Source organism: Agathobaculum sp., assembly GCF_022775115.1.
GTDB lineage: Bacteria > Bacillota > Clostridia > Oscillospirales > Butyricicoccaceae > Agathobaculum.
Genome location: NZ_JALFLA010000018.1, coordinates 21264 through 40870, shown reverse-complemented (window position 1 = coordinate 40870; position 19607 = coordinate 21264). Strand labels below are relative to the sequence as shown.

Here is a 19607-nt window from a genome sequence, read left to right as displayed (position 1 = left end):
CGCCTCGCTTCGCTCGGCGGAAATCGGTCGCGCCGCTGACGCGGCGCAGGCGCGGGCTTCGCCCGCTTCCCTAACCGACGGCGAGGACGCCGTCGGTACATCCCGCGCTTCCGCGCGGAGAACTTCCGGCCCAGTGGTGGGGATCTTCCGCCGCCTCGCTTTGCTCGGCGGAAATCGGTCGCGCCGCTGTCGCGACGCTTTTTTCAAGTCAGTCACGTTTGCCGCTGGGGCGCGGGCGGCGGTGCGCCTTGCCCCATTCCACGATGAGGGCATGGTACTGCTGATAGAGCTCCACGTCGCACGGGAGCGAGCTCTCGAACAGCGTCTGCAGGCGGTCGTAGGGGAGGGTGGCGTCCACGGTCAGCTCGGCGGCGCAGAAGCGGCGCGTGTAGGCGTCGATGATGAAGACGGGCAGGCCATAGGCGTAGAGGAGGATGTCGTCGGCCGTCTCGCGTCCGATGCCCCGGACGGACAGCAGGCGGTCGCGCCAGTCGCGCGTGGCTGTCGGCGGGGCGGAGGCCAGCGCCGCGTCGTGCTCCAGGACGAACGCGGCCACGGCCTTCAGGTAGGCGGCCTTCTGGCGCATGAAGCCGGCGGGGCGGATGAGCTCCTGGAGCATCGGGGACTCCAGCGCGAGCATGGCCTCGGGGGCGAGGGCGTCCGCCGCCGTCAGGCGCTCCAGGGCGCGCTCCACATTCTGCCAGGCGCAGTTCTGCGTCAGGACGGCGCCGGCCACGATTTCCCAGCGCAGGCCGCTGCGGCAGGGCCACCAGGCCTGGGCGCCATACTGCTCGCGCAGGCGTCGGTAGCCGTCGCGTATCCGTTCGCTCTCTGACCTTCCTGTCTGTTCCATAGCGATGCCCTCATCGGATGTGTCTGACTGTCTCACTGTAATGGCCTCACCCTGTCCGGCAACTCTGTGCTGGAAAAAAAGGCCGTCTGAGGGGCGGGCGCGGCAGCCGTCGTGTGTGGGGGGATGGGAGGGGCGTTCGTGCACAAAGAGGGCGTCGCGGACATCGGGGGGGAGCCTGACGTCCGCGGCGCCCTTGTTGTGCGTGTGTGTGTGGCGAAGCCCTCGCCATCAGGAGGCGTGAGGGCACCGTCGCGCCGTATGCCGCCGACCGCTTACTTGTGGATGCGGATCTTGCGGATGCGGATGGACTTGGGGGTGACCTCGACGAGCTCATCGTCGTCGATGTAGGCGATGTTTTCCTCGAGGGACATGGTGACGGGGGGCGTGAGGATGATGGCCTCGTCGGAGCCGGAGGCGCGCATGTTGGTGAGCTTCTTGGCCTTGGCGGGGTTGACGAGGAGGTCTCCCTCGCGGCAGTGCTCGCCGACGACCTGTCCCTCGTAGACGTCGATGCCGGGGCCGACGAAGAGCTTGCCGCGCTCCTGGAGGTTGAAGAGGGCGTAGCCGACGGTGGTGCAGGTGCACATGGAGACCATGGCGCCGCGGGTGCGGAAGCGGATTTCGCCGGCGTAGGGCTCGTAGTCGTGGAAGATGTAGTTCATGACGCCGAGTCCCTTGGTGTCGGTGAGGAATTCGGAGCGGTATCCGAGGAGTCCTCGGGTGGGGATGAGGTAGGTGAGCTTGGCCATGCCGTTGGCGGTGTCCATGGTCTGGATGCGTCCCTTGCGGATGCCGAGCTTTTCCATGACGGCGCCCATGCAGGTCTCGTCGACGTCGATGGTGAGTTCCTCGTAGGGCTCCATCTTGACGCCGTTTTCCTCGTGGAAGATGACCTGAGGTCTGGTGACCTGGAATTCGTAGCCCTCGCGGCGCATCTTCTCGATGAGGATGGAGAGGTGGAGCTCGCCTCGTCCGGAGACCTTGAAGCCCATGCCTTCGCCGAGCGGCTCGACCTGGAGGGCGACGTCGGACATGATCTCGCGTGCGAGTCGCTCGGCGAGGTGTCTGGAGGTGACGAAGGTTCCCTCGCGTCCCGAGAAGGGGGAGTCGTTGGGGATGAAGTTCATGGAGATGGTGGGCGGGTCGATCTCGGTGGGGGGGAGTGGGATGGGGTTTTCGGGGTCGGTGTAGGTGCAGCCGACGGTGACGTCGTCCATGCCGGAGATGGCGACGATGTCGCCGCAGATGGCGTGGTCGCAGGGGACCTTCTGGTTGACCTCGAAGCGGAAGACCTTGGTGACGCGGGCGGGCTTCATGGAGCCGTCGCGCATGACGACGGCGATTTCCTTGTTGATGTTGAGCTGTCCGCTGGTGATCTTGCCGATGCCGAGTCGTCCGAGGTAGGGCGAGTAGTCGATGGTGGAGACGAGGACCTGGAGGGGGCCGTCGGGGGAGCCGGAGGGCGGGGGGATGCGCTTGATGATGTGCTCGCAGAGGGGGGTGAGGTCGCGGTGCGGGTCCTCGAGGTTGTCGATGGCGTAGCCGTCGCGTCCGGAGGCGTAGACGACGGGGAAGTCGAGGAGCTCGTCGGGCGCGTCGAGCTTGACGAAGAGGTCGAATACCTGGTCGACGGCCCAGTGGGGGCGTGCGGCGGGCTTGTCGATCTTGTTGATGACGACGATGATGGGGAGGGCGAGCGCGAGGGCCTTCTTGAGGACGAAGTAGGTCTGGGGCATGGGGCCCTCCTGGGCGTCGACGAGGAGGAGGGCGCCGTCGGCCATCTTGAGGACTCGCTCGACCTGTCCGCCGAAGTCGGCGTGTCCGGGGGTGTCGATGATGTTGATGGTGTAGTCCTTGTAGCGGAAGGAGCCGTTCTTGGAGGTGATGGTGATGCCGCGCTCGCGCTCGAGGTCATTGGAGTCCATGAGGCACTCCTCGACCTGCTGGTTGTCGCGGAAGCTGCCGGAGAACTTGAAGAGTCCGTCGACGATGGTGGTCTTGCCGTGGTCGACGTGCGCGATGATGGCGATGTTGCGCAGATCGTTACGGATCATATCTATTCCTCCTAAAGCGGTTATTTTCGTGCAGCTATTATTATACTTTGTTTGCCCGTGCATTTCTACTACTTTTATCATCAAAATTGCACGCACCGACCGGCAGAAAACTGTAAAAAAAAGCTGAAACACGCTTTTCCGCCACCCTTTCGGATCCGGATAGGGCAAAGCCCCCGGCGCACAGAACCGCGCGCTCCGTCCGCCGCGCAAAACAAATGGCTGCAAGCGCAAACCGCTTACAGCCATAGCTTTTTACTGCTTCTCCTCGATATACTTGACGATGTCGCCGATGGTGCTCATCTGCACGGCATCCTCGTCCGGGATCTTGACGCCGAAATTCTCCTCAACGTCCATGATCATCTCGACGATGTCAAGCGAATCCGCGCCCAGATCCTCCTTGATCTTAGTATCCATGGTCATGGTGGAGACGTCGGCGTCAAACTTATCAGCCAGCAGCTCGCAGATCTTCTCAAACATGGGTCCTACACTCCTTCGATTTTTTCATGATTTATTTGTCTGAAAACTCCGATCTTGCGGAATTTTTCATACCGTTTTTGCAGCAGCGCGTCGATGCTGCGCTCCGCGCAGAGGGCAGCGAGCTGCTCCCGTATCGCCTTGCCAACGTTGCGGATCAGCTGCGCGCCGCTCGTCCCCTCCGGGATGATGCCTTCGATCATGCCAAAGCCCAGCAGATCCTGCGCGGTGATGCGCAGCGTGTCGGCGGCCTCGGCCTCGCGCTTGGGGTCTTTCCACAAAATGGACGCACAGCCGCGCGGCGAAATAACCGAGTACAGCGCGTTTTCGAGCATCAGCACCCGGTCGGCCACGGCCAGCGCCAGCGCGCCGCCCGAGCCGCCCTCGCCCGTGATGATCGAGATGACCGGCGTGCGCAGCTCGATAAACTCATACAGGCAGCGGGCGATGGCCTCGCCCTGCCCGCGCTCCTCCGCGCCCACGCCGCAGAACGCGCCGCCGGTATCGACAAAGTTGATGACCGGACGACCAAATTTCTCAGCCTGATGGGCAAGGCGCAGCGCCTTACGGTAGCCCTCCGGGTGCGCCATGCCGAAATTCGCGTCCATGTTCTGCTCGATCGTGCGGCCCTTACGGTGGCCGATAACGGTCACCGGACTGCCGCAGAAATACCCCACGCCCGCCATGATCGCGTGATCGTCGCCGAAATAGCGGTCGCCGTGCAGCTCGATAAAGTCATCGAACAGGCTTTCAATATAGTCGCTGAGCATCGGCCGCTTGGTATCGTGGATGATATGCATTTTTTCGCTTGCCGAACGGTCAATCATTGCGCCACACCTGCCATTTCTTCGGTTTGGGCTGCGTGTGCAGCTTGAGCAGCGTTTCGAGCGTGCCCTTGAGCTTATTGCGCGGAACTATTTTATCACAGAAGCCGTGCGAAAGCAAGAACTCTGACGACTGAAAATCCTCCGGCAGCGTTTGGCCGATGGTGCCCTCGATCACACGGCGGCCGGCAAAGCCGATGGTCGTGCGCGGCTCGGCCAGAATGATGTCGCCCAACATGGCAAACGAGGCGGTCACGCCGCCTGTGGTCGGGTCGGTCAGCACGGTGATATACAGCAGTCCCGCGTCCGAATGGCGGCGCGCCGCCGCGGACACCTTGGCCATTTGCAGCAGCGAAAACATGCCCTCCTGCATCCGCGCGCCGCCCGAGCAGGTAAACAGCACGACGGGCAGGCTCTTTTCGGTCGCGTATTCAAACAGGCGGGTCAGCTTTTCACCAACGACCGAGCCCATCGAGGCCATCAGAAAATGGCTGTCCATCACGCCGATGCCGGTCTCCACCCCGCCGATGCGGCATACGCCGGTCTTGACCGCGTCCGGCATACCGACCTTTTCGGCAAGCTCGGCCGTTTTTTCGGCATAACCCGGAAACTGGATCGGGTCGGCAGGCGCAAGGCCGGCGAACAGCTCACGGAAGGAATCCTTGTCCGCGATCTGCCGAATGCGTGTGCGCGCAAGCAGCCGGCCGTAGCGGCCGCAGTGCGGGCAAACATACAGGTTTTTGCCATAGGTGTAGGCCTTCAGCTCCGCGCCGCAGCCCTTGCAAGCGACGACCTTGCCCTCGTCCTCCTCCGGCGGCTTCATCTCCATCGAGGTTTCTCTCGTTTTTTGGAACAGATCAAGCAGCCCCATGGATATCCTCCTCTCTTATCAGTCGAAAGCGCCCTGTGCAATCGAGTTGACGTGAAAATCCGCCTGCTCAAATGCCTTGGAACGCAAAATGCGCATCTGGTAATCCGCACCGGTCACGACGCCCTCAAACAGCATCTCAGCCAGCGCACGGCGCATCCGGGCGATGGCCTGCTGCCGATCTGCGCCGTAGACGATCAGCTTACCGATCATCGAATCATAAAACGGCGGAATGGTATAGCCCTGATAGGCCGCCGTGTCAATGCGCACGCCCGGCCCGCCCGGCAGATGCAGCGAAACCAGCTTGCCTGGGCAGGGCGCGAAGTCCCGGCTGGGGTCTTCGGCGTTGATGCGGCATTCGATCGCGTGTCCGCGCAGCGCGAGCTCGTCCTGCCCGAAGGAGAGCGGCTCGCCGGCGGCGAGCTTGATCTGCTCGCACACAAGGTCGACGCCGGTCACCTGCTCGGTGACGGGATGCTCGACCTGAATGCGGGTGTTCATCTCGCAAAAGTAAAAATTGCGCTCCTGATCGACCAGAAATTCGATCGTGCCCGCGCCCCGGTAGCCGACGCGCTTTGCCAGCTCGACCGCCGCCTTTGTCATCCGCTCGCGCAGCGCGGGTGTGACGAACGCCGAGGGTGCTTCCTCGATCAGCTTCTGGTGGCGGCGCTGGATCGAGCACTCGCGCTCGAACAGATGCACCACGTTGCCGTAATTGTCGCCCAGCACCTGCACCTCGATATGGCGCGGGTTTTCGATGTATTTCTCCATGTACAGACGGCCGTCGCCAAAGTTTGCGATCGCCTCAGCGGCCGCGCCGTCGTACGCGCTCTTCAGTTCCTTGACGCTGCGTGCAAAGCGGATGCCCTTGCCGCCGCCGCCCGAGGCCGCCTTGAGCATGACTGGGTAGCCGATGCGCGCGGCCTGCTCGATGGCTTCGTCAAAATCCCGCACCGGCCCGTCCGTGCCAAGGGCGACGGGCACGCCCGCCGCAATCGCGGTGCGCTTGGCCTCGGACTTGTCGCCCATCAAACGGATGGTGGCCGAGGTCGGGCCGATAAAGGCCAGTCCGGCCTGCGTGGTACGCTCGGCAAAGTCCGGGTTTTCGGACAGAAAGCCAAAACCCGGATGAATGGCCTGACAGCCCGAGGCCAGCGCCGCCGAGATGATGTTTTCCATATTCAGATAGCTGTCCGACGCGCGCGCCGGGCCAATGCACACGGCCTCATCCGCGATCTGCGCGTGCAGCGCCTCGCGGTCGGTCTCGGAATAGACCGCGACCGCGATCACGCCGAGGTCGCGGCAGGCCTGAATGATGCGAACCGCGATCTCGCCGCGATTTGCGATGAGTACCTTTTGAAACATTGCTCTCTCCGTCTCAGTCCATGATGACCATGCACTTGATCTCAGCCTCGGCGGCCTTCTGGTCGCCCACCCAAACAACGCCCTCGGCCACTGCCATCGGGCCGCGGCGCTTGACAAAGCGCACCTCCATGCGGAGCGTGTCGCCCGGCTTTGCCATCGCGCGGAACTTGGCCTTGTCGATGCCGGTGTAGACCGCCGTTTTGCCCCGGAACTCCGGGATGGACAGCAGCGCCACACCGCCCACCTGCGCCAGCGCCTCCAGCCGGAAGACGGCCGGCATGATCGGGTTTCCCGGGAAATGCCCTTGGAAAAAGAACTCCTCGCCGGTCAGATGCAGCAGGCCGACCGCGTGCTCCTCATCCAGCTCGACGATCTCATCGACCAGCAGCATGGGCGGCCGGTGCGGCAGGATCGCCATGATCTGCTCTTTATTCAGCATATTCTACATCTCTCTCCGTTAAAACATTGGTTGCGGCAAAATCCGCGCGCAAAGCACGCGCTGGACAGCGCCCGCCGCGCCTCACTCCAGCACGACCACGACCTGATTATACTCAACCAAATCGCCCGGCTGTGCGAGAATACGCGCGACTGTGCCGTCGCACGGTGCTTTGATCTCGTTCATGGTCTTCATCGCCTCTACAATGAACAAGGTGTCCCCCCGCTTGACCTTCTGGCCGACCAGCACAAAGGGCGGCGCGTCCGGCGCGGGTGACGAATAAAACGTGCCCACCAGCGGCGCGGTCACCGGCGTGCCCGCGGGTAGGGTATCGTCCGGCGCACTCTGCTCACTGGGCGCGGCGGCGGCCGGTGCGGATGCGGCCACAGGCGCAGCAGGTGTCTGCACCGCGACCGGCGCGGCCTCCTTGGCCTTGATCTTGATCTTGACGTCGTCCGTCTCGATAGAGACTTCACCCAAACCGCGGGTCTTGAGCGCGTCCATCAACTCGACGGCGACGTTCTTGAGCGTATTGATATCCATGAAGCATCACACCTTCTTAAACAGGATACAGGCATTATGCCCGCCAAAGCCCAGCGAGTTGGAAATCGCCACGCGAACCGGCATCGAGACTGCCTGATTGGGCGTAACGTCGAGGTCACACTCGGGGTCGGGCTGCTCGTAGCCGATGGTCGGCGGCACGACACCGTCCCGGATGGCCATGACGCAGGCGACCGCCTCGATCGCGGCCGCGCCGCCCAGCAGGTGGCCGGTCATCGACTTGGTCGAGGAGACCTTGACCTGCCGCGCCGCCTCACCGAACGCCTTTTTGATGGCAAGCGTCTCATATTTCTCATTGAGCGGGGTCGAAGTGCCGTGCGCGTTGATATAATCCACGTCCGCCGGGGTCAGCCCCGCATCCGCGATTGCATTTGCGATCGCACGGGCGGCTGTGTCGCACGCGGGATCGGGACTGGTAATATGATATGCGTCGCCCGTCGCACCGTAGCCCGCAACCTCAGCCAAAATGGCCGCGCCGCGCGCCTGCGCATGGGTCAGGCTCTCAAGCACGAGACAGCCCGCGCCCTCGCCCATGACAAAGCCCGAGCGCCGCGCGTCAAACGGAATGGACGCGCACGACGGGTCATCGCCCAGATGCACGGCCTTCATATTCTGGAAGCCGGCCATCGAGATCGGGATGATGCCGTTTTCCGTGCCGCCGCACACGACCACGTCCTGATAGCCGTGGCGGATGGCGCGCATGGCCTCGCCAATGGCATGGTTGCCCGTGGCGCAGGCCGAGACCGGACAGAAATTTTCACCCCTGAAGCCAAAGCGCATCGAAATGTAAGCCGCCGCCATGTTGGCGATCATCTCCGGAATGCACAGCGGTGAAACACGCCCCGGCCCTTTTTCGTTGAGCTTGGGGATCTCCTCCTCGGTCACATGCAGGCCACCCACGCCCGAGCCGAAAATCACGCCCACGCGGTAGGGGTCAAAGCTGCCCTCCTTCAGTCCGGCCTGATCGACCGCCTGCTGCGCCGCCGCCAGCGCGAAATGGCAGTTGGCGTCCATGCGGCGCGCCTCGCGCTTATCCACATACTGCGTCACGTCAAAGTCCTTGACCTCAGCCGCGAGCTTTACCTTGAACTCGCTCGCGTCAAACCGGGTGATCGGCCCAATGCCGCACTTGCCTGCCTTGAGCGCCGCCCAGTAGCTTTCCACATCATTGCCAACCGGCGTGATCGCGCCCATGCCGGTGATTACAACTCGTTCCACTTCAAACACTCCTTTTCTCCCTCGCTCTGCCGCCGAACCGAGCGCCCTGCGCGGCCCTTGCTTCTGCACGTCATCCATGGTTTGCCGTGCGCGCGCCTTACAGCATACCGCCGTCCACGACGAGCACCTGCCCGGTGATGTAGCTTGCCGCGTCCGAGGCGAGGAAGGACACCAGCGCGGCGACCTCCTCCGGCTGACCACAGCGCTTCATGGCGATCTGCGCCAGCATAGCCTTTTTCACATCCTCGGGCAATACATCGGTCATATCGCTTTCGATAAAGCCGGGCGCGACCGCGTTGACACGCACACCGCGCCCGCCAAGCTCCTTGGCGGCAGACTTGGTCAGGCCGATGACGCCCGCCTTGCTGGCCGCGTAGTTGGCCTGCCCGGCGTTGCCGGTCAAGCCCACGACTGACGAGAGGTTGATGATGCTGCCCCTTTTGGCGCGCATCATCATCGCACCGGCCAGTTGCGTCATGTTGAACACGCCGACAAGGTTGGTCGAAATGACCGCTTCAAACTGCGCGGGCGTCATGCGGACAAGCAGGCCATCCTTGGTGATGCCCGCGTTGTTTACCAAGATATCCGGCGCGCCCAGCTCCTCCTTGATCTGCCGCAGCGCCGCCTCGCACGCCGCGTAATCGGCCACGTTCCACTGGCGGACATAGGCCTTCACGCCGTGCGCGCGGCACGCCTGCGCCGCCGCCTCGGCCTTTTCGACCGAGGATGCACAATTGATAACGACATCGTGGCCATCCTTGGCCAGCTTTTCCGCGATGGCCGCGCCAATGCCGCGCGAGCCGCCGGTCACGATTGCAATACCCATATTTCCTCCTCGTTTGGCACGGGTCTCGGCCGTGCTTTGCACTTATTGAAACCGCTGATAGGCGTTTTTCAGCAACGCTTCGGCCTCTCCGGCCATGCCCTTGATGATATCCGCGCACGGGCGCAGCGCGGTGAGCATACCCGCGATCTGTCCAGCCATAAAGGTGCCCTCCTCATAGTTGCCGTCCTGCACGGCCTTGCGCAGTGCGCCCGCCGTCGCAGCCTCCAGCTCCTCGAGCGACTGGTCGGTCGGGGTTTTCTCCAGCTTCAGGCACTTGCGCGCCAGCGGGGTCTTGAGCGCGCGCACCGGATGCCCCGAGGGACGGCCGGTGACAACGGTCGAGATATCGCTCGCGCCCAGCACCAGCTCCTTATACTTATCCGAGATAAAGCACTCATTTGAGGCAAGAAAGACCGTGCCGCACTGCACGCCCTCCGCGCCCAGCAGCAGCGCCGCCGCCATACCGCGGCCGTCCGCGATGCCGCCCGCCGCGATGACTGGGATATCGACCGCGTCCACCACCTGCGGCACGAGCGGCATGGTGGTCAGCTCGCCGATATGGCCGCCGCCTTCCATGCCCTCTGCGATGACCGCGTCCGCGCCCGCGCGCTCCATGCGTTTGGCCAGCGCGACCGAGGCGACCACCGGCATGACCTTGATGCCCGCATTCTTCCAGCTTTCCATATATTTGCCCGGATTGCCCGCGCCCGTGGTCAGCACCTCGATCTTCTCATCAATGGCCAGCTGAGCAAGGTCATCCGCATTAGGAGAGAGCAGCATGATATTCAGGCCGAGCGGCTTGTCCGTTATCGCGCGCGCCTTACGGATCTCATCACGGATCACGTCGGCCGGCGCTGCGCCGCCCGCGATGATGCCCAGACCACCCGCCGCGGACACCGCACCCGCCAAATGATGCTCCGCGACCCACGCCATCGCGCCCTGCACGATCGGATATTCGATCCCAAGCAGCTTGGTGATTTTTGTATGCATAATAGTATACCCCTCTCCTTTATAGACGAATCAGTGCCGAGCCATAGGTCAGCCCGCCGCCAAAGCCGGCCAGCAGGATAAGCTGCCCCTCATGCAGCAAGCCCTTTTGCTTCATCTCCGCCAGACACAGCGGCACGGACGCGCTCGACGTGTTGCCAAAGCGGTCCATGTTGATGTAGATTTTGCGCTCATCCAATCCATACTTTTTGGCGACCATCTTGATGATGCGCTGGTTTGCCTGATGCAGCACGAACCAGTCGACCTCGTCGGCCGTTTTGCCCACTTGCTCCAACGCCTTGTCGATGGCCGCGGGCACGGCAGTGGCAGTAAAACGGAACACGTCGTTGCCCGCCATCGTCAGGTAGCGCGTATCTGTCACGGTCGGGCGCGACGCGCCGAAAGGATCGTCCTCGACCGGCAGCGCGCCGATATACAGCGCGTCGCCCATCGTGCCGTCCGCCATTGAGTAGGTCGAGAGCACGCCGCTCCCGTCCCCGCTCGGCGCAAACACAGCCGCACCCGCGCCGTCTCCGAACAGCACACAAGTCGTGCGGTCGGTATAGTCGATCACGCTGTGCAAACGCTCGGCCGAGATGACGAGCACCCGCTTTTTCTTGCCGGAGCGGATGTAGCTGTCCGCCATCTCCACCGCGTACACAAAGCCGCTGCACGCGGCGTTGAAATCCAGCGCGGCGGCGTTTTTCGCGCCGAGCGCGGCCTGCACCCGGCAAGCCACCGTGGGCGTCAGGCTGTCCGGCGTGACGGTCGAGACGAGGATCAGATCGATCTCCTCGGGCGCTACGCCCGCGTCAGCCAGCGCCTGCTGCGCGGCGGCCAGCGCCATGTCCGCCGTTCTCTTTCCTTTGGCGATGCGGCGCTCGTGTATGCCGGTGCGCTGCACGATCCATTCATCGCTCGTCTCGACCAGCCGTTCCAGCTCCGCGTTGGTCAAGCGGTACTCGGGCACATAGCTGCCCACTCCAAGCATTTTGCTCTGCATGTTCCTCTCCCCAAATGAAATCGCTTCCCCCTGTTGCGCGGAAAAGCGACGATAGTTTGATTGACAAAGTATTCCTCACCTATTATAATAAAAGGCAGCAGTATTGTCAACCTTTTCAGAGGGTTGGCCAACGATTTGGAGGAAAAACAAATGGAATACGGTTTCGCATTTTTCCCCGGCCAAGGGGCGCAGACCCCGGGCATGGGTAAGGATCTATACGAAAACAGCGCCGCCGCCCGGCTGGTGTTTGAGCAGGCGAGCGACGGCGCCGGTCTTAACATAGCAAAGCTCTGCTTTGACAGCGATAAGGACACGCTTTCCCGCACGGAAAACAGCCAGATCGCCATTTTCACTCATTCGCTGGCCGCGCTGGCCGCGCTGCGGGAGCTGGGCGTCACCTTCCGCGCCGCTGCGGGCTTCTCGCTGGGCGAGTACACCGCGCTGACCGCTGCGGGCGTGCTCTCGCCGGCGGACGGGGTCAAAATCGTCTCGATGCGCGGCAAGCTGATGCAGCAGGCGGCCGATTCGATCGACAGCGGCATGGCCGCCATCCTCGGGCTGGACGACGCGGCCATCGAGGACGCCTGCGCCAAGGTGACGAGCGGCCTTGTCCGCCCGGTCAACTACAACTGCCCCGGGCAGCTTGTCATTGCGGGCGAAAAGGCCGCGCTCGCACAGGCGATCGAAAACTGCAAGGCCGCCGGTGCGCGCCGCGCGCTGCCGCTGGCCGTATCGGGCGCGTTCCACACGCCGCTGATGGCCGGCGCCGCAGCCGAGCTGCGCGCCTACGCGGCGGACTTTACCTTCTCCGCCCCGCAGATGGACATATACTCTAACCTCGACGGGCAGGTGCTGAGCACCGACGATCTGCCCGCCCATCTGGAGCGGCATATGGTCTCGCCCGTGCGTTGGAGCCGTCTGGTGCAGAACGGGCTGGACGCCGGACTGACCACCGCACGCGAGGTCGGCCCGGGTACAACGCTCACCGGCTTCGCGGGCAAAATCAGCAAAGCGCTTGTGTGCAAGGCCGCGGGCGACATGGCGGGCGTGCGCGCGGCTGCTGAGTGAGCCTGCTCCAACCTATCCCACACACGGCAGACATAGCAAGAAGGGTGAAAGCCATGCTTTCACCCTTCTTTTGTCACGCCCGGTGCGGCTTTACAAGTCCTGCGGCGGCGCGTCTGCTTCAGAACGTCGGTACGACCGCGCCCTGATACTTCTCCTCGATAAACTGCTTTACCGTGTCCGAGTGCAGCGCCTCGACCAGTGCCTTTATCTTGTCGCTGTTCTCATCGCCCGCGCGGCAAGCGATCACGTTGACATAGACCGAGCCGTATTCCGCGGACTCCGCGGCCACCGCGTCATCGTTGACGTTCAGATCAAACTGCAGCGCATAGTTGCCGTTGATAACAGCCATGTCGACATCCTGTAGCGAGCGCGGGATCTGCTCGGCAGCCAGCTCACTGATATTCAGGTTCTTCGGATTTTCTACGATGTCCAGCACGGTGGCCATCTGCGTCGCGTCGATGCCGTCCTTGAGCTTGATTAGGCCCTGATCCTGCAAAAGCAGCAGCGCGCGAGTCTCGTTGGTCGCGTCATTGGGCACAGCAATCGTGGCGCCGTCCGGCAGCGCGTCGATGGTGGCCGTCTTGCCGGGATAGAGGCCGTACGGCTCATAGTGGATACCGCCCGCGTTTACGAGCGCATAGCCCTCCTCCGCGCACTTCTGCTCCAGATAGGGCAGGTGCTGGAAGTAGTTGGCATCCAGCTGGCCGTCGTTTACGGCCACATTGGGCTGGATGTAATCGGTAAATTCGGTGATCTGCAGGTCATAGCCCTTTTCGGCAAGGATGTCCTTGGCCGCGTTCAGGATCTCCGCATGCGGCGTTGGGGTCGCGCCGACCTTGATGACCTCCAGCTTGTCTCCGCCCGCATTGCCGCCCCCGCAGCCTGCGAGCGTGGCGGTCAGCAGTGTGCCCGCCAGCACCAGTGCAACTTTCTTCTTCATGATGTTCTCTCCTTTTTTATATATGGGTTATTTGCGACAAAAGTTATTTATTGCGCTTGTCCAGCTTGTGGGACAGCCTCAGGCCGATGGTCTGGAAGATCTGCACGATCACGACCAGTAGCACGACTGTAACGATCATCGGCGGGGTCTGGTTTCGGTTATAGCCGTAATTCTGCGCGATCGTACCCAATCCGCCGCCGCCGATAAAGCCGGCCATCGCCGAATAGCCGAGGATGGTGACGATCGAGATAGCCGCGCCCACCAGCAGCGAGGGCTTGGCCTCGGGCACGAGCACCTTGGTCACGATCTGCCACGGGCTTGCGCCCATCGACTGCGCGGCCTCGATCACACCAAAGCCGACCTCTTTGATCGAGCTTTCCACCATACGCGCGACATAGGGCGCGGCCGCGATGGTCAGCGGCACGATAGTCGCGGTCGAGCCGATGGTCGTGCCGACGATCGCGCGCGTGACCGGCATAAACAGCACCGCGAGGATCAAAAACGGGATCGAGCGCAGGATATTAACGATCACGCCGACCACCGCGTTGAGCGCGGGCATCGGCCGCACACCGTCCTTTGCCGTCGCCACGAGCAGCAGACCGAGCGGCAGGCCGATGAGGTAGGAGGCCAGCGTCGAGACGATGACCATGTACAGCGTCTCCAAAATGCCCCGGCCGATCAGCCCCCAAAGCTCAGGTGAAATCATCCGCGTCCCCCTCCTCTACATGCACGTTCTGCGTTTGCAGATAGGCCAGCGCGCGCCGCGCGGCACGTTCGTCCTCAGGCAGCTGCAGCAGCATCTGACCGTAGGCCTTGCCGTCGATGTCCTTGGTGTTTGCAAACATGATATTGACCGGCGCTTTGCACTCGAGCACCATATTGCTCACCACCGGCTCGAAGGACGAGTTACCGTCAAACACGATGCGGCAATAATGCCTGCCGATAGCCAGCCCGTCCCGCTTGCCGTCCGGGTAGATGAGCTGCTTGGCCATGGCCGACTGCGGCCGCGTGAACACCTGCTCGACCGCGCCGACCTCAGCGATACGGCTGGCATCAATGATGGCCACGCGCTGGCATATCTCCTCGATGACCGCCATCTCATGTGTGATAACGATGATGGTAATGCCGAGCGCGCGGTTGATCTCCTTGAGCAGCGCAAGGATGGCGCGCGTGGTCGTCGGGTCGAGCGCGCTGGTCGCCTCGTCGCACAGCAGTATCTTGGGCTTGGTGGCAAGCGCGCGGGCGATGGCTACGCGCTGCTGCTGCCCGCCCGAAAGCTGGGAGGGGTAGTTGTCCGCGCGGTCGCTCAGGCCGACGACTTTAAGCAGCTCCCGCGCGCGGCGCACAGCATCGGCCTTGTGCGTGCCTGCGATCTCCAGCGGGAAGCAGATATTCTCAAGCGCGGTGCGCTGCTGCAATAGGTTAAACTGCTGGAAGATCATGCCCATGCCGCGGCGTGCCTCGAGCAGCGCCTTTTTGCCCAGCGCGCCCAGCTCCTGTCCGTCCACCGTGACCGTGCCCTGCGTCGGCTTTTCCAAAAAATTGATGCAGCGTACCAGCGTCGATTTGCCCGCGCCTGAAAGGCCGATGATGCCGAAAATTTCACCCCGCGCAATATCCAGATCGATTCCGTCAAGCGCGGTCACCGTGCCCGCCCGGCCGTGAAAGGTCTTGTTCAGGCCGCGGATGCTGACAATGACATCCTGCTCCAAGCCGATCCCTCCTTGTAGCTAAAATCCTAAAATAAAAGCGGAAAGCAGATGAGCTGCTTTCCGCCCGCCTTCTGAACGTTTGGCGCCATAGCCGCACACAAAGCGGCCCGCGCCGTTACCGCGAGAGCCAATGCCCCCGCGCCGCAGCAAAACGAGCAAAACAGCACATGTCACACAGATGCATTCGCATGGTCAGCATGGTCATTTTCTCCTTCTCCTACGGATTTACAGGTATTACCGCCTGTTTTTATAGTGTACCGCAGCGGGCGGTATTTGTCAAGCCCTTTGTCGTCCCGCCCGATGTACGCGCTTTGCGCCCCGGGCGCGGAAAGCAGCAAGGGTAAGGCCACATAATTCGGCAAAAGCAATTTGCGATAAAATTTTGTGTACTGATAAGGCAGAATTTTGCAGTATTAGTCGATGTATTACAAGAAATTGCAACGAAATCAGAGCACAAAATTTTCGCAAAGCGCGGAAAACGCAATTGTGCGGTGTTGCCCAAGATATTTGCATTATAGCATCCCCTCGGCCGGATTGCAACGCCTTTCTTTAGAAAACCCGCCAAAATATGCGCCTGCCGCACGGCTGTCCTGCGCAGCAGACACAAAAAAGTCTGCCCGCAGGCAGACTTTTTTGAGCTACGCGGTTTTCAGCCGCTTACCAGCGGAAGAAATAGGAGAAGGGGTCGTTATAGTAATAGCCGCCGCTGCCGTTCTGGGGCGTTTGCTGCTGCTGGGTGCTCCCGTTCTCGCTCGACAGGTCGTGCGCGTCGGTCAGCGTAACGGTCACGTCGATCGTTCTGCCCTCGCTCATGCGGTAGACAGTCAGTGTGATCTTGTCGCCCGCCTTCATGCCTTCCTTGATCGCGTTGATCTCATTCATCGTCGAGACTTGCTGACCATTGACCGCTGTGATGATATCGCCGGCCTTCAGCCCCTCACTTGCAGCATACGCACGCGGGTCGATCCAGCGGATATACACACCTTGGTCGATGTTCTGCCCGGTGATACCGATAGACGGCCGTCCGGCGATGTAGCCGTTTGCAATCAGCTCGTCGACGATCGTCTTGGCTGTGTTCATCGGGATGGCGAAGCCCAAGCCCTCATACGCCGCCGAGCCAAAGCTCGAGCCGGATATCTTGGCCGACGTGATGCCGACGACCTGCCCGTACTTGTTGATGAGCGCGCCACCCGAGTTACCGGGGTTGATCGACGCATCGGTCTGAATCAGGCTCATCACGCGGTCGCTGATCGTGATATCGCGGTTGATGGCCGAGATACGCCCACCCGTGATGGTATTGGCCAGCTCCACGCCGCCGGGCGAGCCGATCGCATATGCGTACTCACCGGGCTGCAGCTGATCGGAATCACCAAACTCGGCGGCGGTCAGCTTGGTGATCGTTGTGGCGCGGAGCACGGCAAGGTCGGTCTGCTCGTCCAGGCCGACGATCTCCGCCGGCAGCTGCGTGCCGTCGCTGAGCATGACAGCAACCTGCTGTGCGTCCTCAACGACGTGATTGTTTGTGATGATATAGCCGTCCTCACTCATGATAACGCCTGAGCCACTGCCCGCGTTCGACACGACCGAGACGATCGAGGGGCTGACCTTTTTGTAGATCTCCTCACCCGCAAGGCCGTTTACCACATCGTAGTTATCCGGGTCGTAGACCGGGCGCTCGGTAATCTGCACGGTGGGCAGACCGGACTTGCCCGCGTCCGCCTGCGTGTCGCCGGGCTGGCCGTCCGCGCCGGTGACAAAATAGCCGAGCACTGCGCCGCCCGCAAACAACAGGCAGGCCGCCGCCACGCTGCACAGTGCAATCACCGCGCCGTGGCCGCGCTTTTTGGGCGGCTGCGGCGGCGTATGCGGTGCGCCGCCGGGCATCTGCCCGCTGCCGTAAGGCTGCTGCCCATAGGGTGCGGAACGGTATTCCGGGTGCTGCACGGGCGTTTGATAGGGGGTGCGGGGTTCCTCACCCTGCTGTGCGGCGGACGGCTGTTCCTGCTGCCACTGGCTCGGCTGGTGATAGCCGCCGCCCTGCTGATAGGGGGAGTCGCCGCTCTTGTTATTATAGTTAAAGTCATCCATGATCCATGGCCTCCTGTCCGTTTTGATGGCTTTATTCTAGAGCCGCTGTGTGGCGTTTTGTTGAAGACAATGTGAACGTTTTCTGAACTTTGCGCCCGTGCGCCAGCGGACGGGATGGTCACGTCGCCTTGGTGCCCGGCAGCTGCGGCGGCGCGAGCGGCAGGGTGAAGGCGAACTTGGTTTCCCTATCGTGGGAGCAGACCGATATCTCGCCGCCGTGCAGATTGATGATATTTTTGACGATATACAGCCCCAGTCCCGCGCCTGTTTTGTCCATCGAGCGCGATTTATCCGCCTTGTAAAAGCGGTCGAACACATGCGGCAGGTCCTCGTCCGAGATGCCCGCACCCGTGTTGCGGATGGAAAATCTGCAAAAATCCCCATCCGGATAGGCGTGCAGCGTCAGCTTGCCGCCAGCGTCGACAAATTTGACCGCGTTGTCCACCAGATTGTACACCGCGCGGTAAAGGTGGTCTCGGTCGCCCATGACCATCAGGCGGTCGGTCAGCTCGCACTCGACCGCAAGCCCCTTCCTTTCGATCTTCTGCTCAAACGACAGGATGATTTGGCTCGTCATTTCGGTAAAGTCAAACGGCGCGGGCGAGAGCAGCAGCTCGCCCGACTGAATTTTCGCCGCATCCAGCATACGCCCCACCATGCGCGACAAACGGCGGGTCTCCTCGGCGATGATGTGCAGGTATTTATCATACTGCTCGGGCGGGATGGTACCGTCGATCATTCCGTCCACAAAGCCGCCGATGGTGGTCATCGGCGTTTTGAACTCATGACTGACGTTGGAGATGAAGCCGCGCGTCAGCTCCTCGAGCTGGTCAAGGTCACGCGCCATGTTGTTGAACGAGACGGCCAGCTCGTCGATCTCGTAGCAGTGGTTATCCTCGGGCACGCGCACCTCAAAATTGCCCGCCGCGAACTCCTTGGCTGCCGCGGCGATCACGCCGAGCGGCCGGGTCATGTGCTGCGAAATCATGAACGAGAGCAGCAGCGCCACCGTCAGCGTGGCCAGCAGGATGAGCACGAGCGTTTGCGTCGAGTGGCGGATCATCCCGGCGACCGAAGTGTCCTTGGTGGAGACGAACACCATGCCGGTGAGCTGGCCGTTCTCGTCGGTCACGCCCGTGCCGACCGCATAGGTCGACGCCTCGGTGAACACGCCCATCGTGCCCACTGCGGCATAGCTGCCGGTGGTGCGTATCTGCTGCGCCGCGGCGGGCGCAATAAAATAGCCCGGCGACAGCACCGCGCGCCCGTCCGTCCCTGCGATCAGCGTGACCACGCCCTGCTCGTCGGTGACGAGCACGGTGATCTCATCCTCCTTGGCAATCCGCGCGACCGACAGCATGTAAAAGTCCAGAAAATCCTGCGAATCGCTCTGCTGCATCAGCTTGGTCTGCTCGGCCAGACTTTTGACCGTCGTATGCAGCTCATCCTGCTTGGTTTTGAGCGCGTAGCTGCCCATCTGGTAATAAAACATGCTGCCCGCGATCGCAAATGCCAGCACGATCAGCACGACATGCGAGACATAGTTTTTGAAGAAAAAGCTGTGTCTGCCCATGGCCTACTCCTTGGTCTCAAACTTGTAGCCGACGCCCCAGACCGTCTTCAGCTCCCACTTGTCGGACACGCCCTCGAGCTTTTCACGCAGACGCTTGACATGCACATCCACCGTGCGGGTATCACCGAAATAGTCAAAGCCCCACACATCGTCGAGCAGCTGCGCGCGCGTAAACACGCGGTTGGGGCTGGAGGCGAGATAGTACAGCAGCTCGATCTCCTTGGGCGGCGCGTCCACGCGCTTGCCCTTGATGACCAGATCATAGGCCTGCTTGTCAATGATGAGGTTGTCAAACGCGATCTTCTCCGGCTGATCGTCCGGCGCGATGCGGCGGAACACCGCGCGCACGCGGGCGATGACCTCGGGCATTTCCAGCGGCTTTACGATATAATCATCCGCGCCCATTTCCAGGCCGGATACACGGTCAGCCGTCTCGCCCTTGGCGGTCAGCATGATGATAGGCACGTCGCTGCTCTGACGGATCTCCTTGCAGACCGCCCAGCCGTCCATCACGGGCATCATCACGTCCAGCAGCAGCATATCCGGCTTTTCGGTTTTCCATAGCTTGATGCCCTCGACGCCGTTTTCGGCCTCGACCACGGTATAGCCCTCCCGCTCAAGGTACAAGCGCAGCAGCTCACGGATATTGGCTTCATCCTCGACGATCAGTATCTTTTTTGTCATATGTTCTCCCCCTGCTTTCCAGTTATATCAAGTTTATTATACCGCCGCACACGAAAAAAAGCATTAACGATTT

19 protein-coding genes are annotated in these 19607 nt (G+C 61.9%); 1 reads left to right on the top strand and 18 read right to left on the bottom strand.

Annotation, left to right across the window (positions count from 1 at the left end; translation table 11 throughout):
• Positions 1-208: 208 nt before the first annotated feature.
• The 12 genes from MR935_RS02840 to MR935_RS02785 form a co-directional block, all read right to left on the bottom strand.
• Positions 209-853, bottom strand: coding sequence for an endonuclease III domain-containing protein (locus tag MR935_RS02840; protein ID WP_290570855.1), 645 nt, complete (start codon positions 851-853; stop codon positions 209-211).
• Positions 854-1125: 272 nt separating this feature from the next.
• Positions 1126-2907: a translational GTPase TypA gene (typA, locus tag MR935_RS02835; RefSeq protein WP_290570853.1), complete on the bottom strand. Its 1782-nt coding sequence runs from the start codon at positions 2905-2907 to the stop codon at positions 1126-1128.
• Positions 2908-3159: 252 nt separating this feature from the next.
• Positions 3160-3384 (bottom strand): acyl carrier protein, encoded by a 225-nt coding sequence (gene acpP, locus MR935_RS02830; RefSeq protein ID WP_290570851.1) that lies wholly within the window; start codon positions 3382-3384, stop codon positions 3160-3162.
• A 5-nt stretch (positions 3385-3389) separates the two neighbouring features.
• On the bottom strand, positions 3390-4208 hold the full coding sequence (locus tag MR935_RS02825; RefSeq protein ID WP_290570849.1) for an acetyl-CoA carboxylase carboxyltransferase subunit alpha: 819 nt from the start codon (positions 4206-4208) through the stop codon (positions 3390-3392).
• Positions 4201-5076 carry an acetyl-CoA carboxylase, carboxyltransferase subunit beta gene (gene accD / locus MR935_RS02820; protein ID WP_290570847.1) on the bottom strand — a complete coding sequence of 292 codons (876 nt, stop codon included), beginning with the start codon at positions 5074-5076 and terminating at the stop codon, positions 4201-4203. Before accD ends, MR935_RS02825 begins: the two co-directional genes overlap by 8 nt.
• Before the next feature lie 18 nt (positions 5077-5094).
• Positions 5095-6438, bottom strand: a complete 1344-nt coding sequence (gene accC, locus MR935_RS02815; RefSeq protein WP_290570845.1) for an acetyl-CoA carboxylase biotin carboxylase subunit — start codon at positions 6436-6438, stop codon at positions 5095-5097.
• A 13-nt stretch (positions 6439-6451) separates the two neighbouring features.
• Positions 6452-6877 carry a 3-hydroxyacyl-ACP dehydratase FabZ gene (gene fabZ / locus MR935_RS02810; RefSeq protein ID WP_290570844.1) on the bottom strand — a complete coding sequence of 142 codons (426 nt, stop codon included), beginning with the start codon at positions 6875-6877 and terminating at the stop codon, positions 6452-6454.
• An 81-nt stretch (positions 6878-6958) separates the two neighbouring features.
• Positions 6959-7417, bottom strand: coding sequence for an acetyl-CoA carboxylase biotin carboxyl carrier protein (gene accB / locus MR935_RS02805; protein WP_290570843.1), 459 nt, complete (start codon positions 7415-7417; stop codon positions 6959-6961).
• Positions 7418-7423: 6 nt separating this feature from the next.
• Positions 7424-8653 (bottom strand): beta-ketoacyl-ACP synthase II, encoded by a 1230-nt coding sequence (gene fabF, locus MR935_RS02800; RefSeq protein ID WP_290570842.1) that lies wholly within the window; start codon positions 8651-8653, stop codon positions 7424-7426.
• Positions 8654-8750: 97 nt separating this feature from the next.
• Positions 8751-9479, bottom strand: a complete 729-nt coding sequence (fabG, locus tag MR935_RS02795; protein WP_290570841.1) for a 3-oxoacyl-[acyl-carrier-protein] reductase — start codon at positions 9477-9479, stop codon at positions 8751-8753.
• Positions 9480-9521: 42 nt separating this feature from the next.
• Positions 9522-10469 carry an enoyl-[acyl-carrier-protein] reductase FabK gene (gene fabK, locus MR935_RS02790; RefSeq protein WP_290570839.1) on the bottom strand — a complete coding sequence of 316 codons (948 nt, stop codon included), beginning with the start codon at positions 10467-10469 and terminating at the stop codon, positions 9522-9524.
• Positions 10470-10488: 19 nt separating this feature from the next.
• The gene (locus MR935_RS02785; RefSeq protein ID WP_290570837.1) at positions 10489-11469 is read right to left on the bottom strand and encodes a beta-ketoacyl-ACP synthase III; all 981 of its coding nucleotides are present in this window, start codon (positions 11467-11469) and stop codon (positions 10489-10491) included.
• A 150-nt stretch (positions 11470-11619) separates the two neighbouring features.
• Here MR935_RS02785 and fabD point away from each other — a divergent pair, with 150 nt between their 5' ends.
• Positions 11620-12537, top strand: a complete 918-nt coding sequence (gene fabD, locus MR935_RS02780; protein ID WP_290570835.1) for an ACP S-malonyltransferase — start codon at positions 11620-11622, stop codon at positions 12535-12537.
• Positions 12538-12655: 118 nt separating this feature from the next.
• Here the strand turns inward: fabD and MR935_RS02775 are convergent, their stop codons facing one another.
• From MR935_RS02775 to MR935_RS02750, 6 genes are all read right to left on the bottom strand, one after another.
• Complete coding sequence (locus MR935_RS02775; RefSeq protein WP_290570832.1) at positions 12656-13477, bottom strand: MetQ/NlpA family ABC transporter substrate-binding protein; 822 nt, start codon at positions 13475-13477, stop codon at positions 12656-12658.
• 43 nt (positions 13478-13520) lie between these two features.
• Positions 13521-14183: a methionine ABC transporter permease gene (locus MR935_RS02770; RefSeq protein ID WP_290570830.1), complete on the bottom strand. Its 663-nt coding sequence runs from the start codon at positions 14181-14183 to the stop codon at positions 13521-13523.
• Positions 14170-15189, bottom strand: coding sequence for a methionine ABC transporter ATP-binding protein (locus MR935_RS02765; RefSeq protein WP_290570828.1), 1020 nt, complete (start codon positions 15187-15189; stop codon positions 14170-14172). Before MR935_RS02765 ends, MR935_RS02770 begins: the two co-directional genes overlap by 14 nt.
• Positions 15190-15846: 657 nt before the next feature.
• On the bottom strand, positions 15847-17277 hold the full coding sequence (locus MR935_RS02760; RefSeq protein WP_290570826.1) for a trypsin-like peptidase domain-containing protein: 1431 nt from the start codon (positions 17275-17277) through the stop codon (positions 15847-15849).
• A gap of 118 nt (positions 17278-17395) precedes the next feature.
• Positions 17396-18850, bottom strand: coding sequence for a sensor histidine kinase (locus MR935_RS02755; RefSeq protein ID WP_290570824.1), 1455 nt, complete (start codon positions 18848-18850; stop codon positions 17396-17398).
• 3 nt (positions 18851-18853) lie between these two features.
• Positions 18854-19534 (bottom strand): response regulator transcription factor, encoded by a 681-nt coding sequence (locus MR935_RS02750; protein WP_290570822.1) that lies wholly within the window; start codon positions 19532-19534, stop codon positions 18854-18856.
• Positions 19535-19607: the final 73 nt, after the last annotated feature.

Coding starts and splice junctions, on each gene's coding strand:
- MR935_RS02840 (WP_290570855.1), bottom strand. CDS start 853: ATGGAACAGACAGGAAGGTCAGAGAGCGAACGGATACGCGACGGCTAC.
- typA (WP_290570853.1), bottom strand. CDS start 2,907: ATGATCCGTAACGATCTGCGCAACATCGCCATCATCGCGCACGTCGAC.
- acpP (WP_290570851.1), bottom strand. CDS start 3,384: ATGTTTGAGAAGATCTGCGAGCTGCTGGCTGATAAGTTTGACGCCGAC.
- MR935_RS02825 (WP_290570849.1), bottom strand. CDS start 4,208: ATGATTGACCGTTCGGCAAGCGAAAAAATGCATATCATCCACGATACC.
- accD (WP_290570847.1), bottom strand. CDS start 5,076: ATGGGGCTGCTTGATCTGTTCCAAAAAACGAGAGAAACCTCGATGGAG.
- accC (WP_290570845.1), bottom strand. CDS start 6,438: ATGTTTCAAAAGGTACTCATCGCAAATCGCGGCGAGATCGCGGTTCGC.
- fabZ (WP_290570844.1), bottom strand. CDS start 6,877: ATGCTGAATAAAGAGCAGATCATGGCGATCCTGCCGCACCGGCCGCCC.
- accB (WP_290570843.1), bottom strand. CDS start 7,417: ATGGATATCAATACGCTCAAGAACGTCGCCGTCGAGTTGATGGACGCG.
- fabG (WP_290570841.1), bottom strand. CDS start 9,479: ATGGGTATTGCAATCGTGACCGGCGGCTCGCGCGGCATTGGCGCGGCC.
- fabK (WP_290570839.1), bottom strand. CDS start 10,469: ATGCATACAAAAATCACCAAGCTGCTTGGGATCGAATATCCGATCGTG.
- MR935_RS02785 (WP_290570837.1), bottom strand. CDS start 11,469: ATGCAGAGCAAAATGCTTGGAGTGGGCAGCTATGTGCCCGAGTACCGC.
- fabD (WP_290570835.1), top strand. CDS start 11,620: ATGGAATACGGTTTCGCATTTTTCCCCGGCCAAGGGGCGCAGACCCCG.
- MR935_RS02775 (WP_290570832.1), bottom strand. CDS start 13,477: ATGAAGAAGAAAGTTGCACTGGTGCTGGCGGGCACACTGCTGACCGCC.
- MR935_RS02770 (WP_290570830.1), bottom strand. CDS start 14,183: ATGATTTCACCTGAGCTTTGGGGGCTGATCGGCCGGGGCATTTTGGAG.
- MR935_RS02760 (WP_290570826.1), bottom strand. CDS start 17,277: ATGGATGACTTTAACTATAATAACAAGAGCGGCGACTCCCCCTATCAG.
- MR935_RS02755 (WP_290570824.1), bottom strand. CDS start 18,850: ATGGGCAGACACAGCTTTTTCTTCAAAAACTATGTCTCGCATGTCGTG.
- MR935_RS02750 (WP_290570822.1), bottom strand. CDS start 19,534: ATGACAAAAAAGATACTGATCGTCGAGGATGAAGCCAATATCCGTGAG.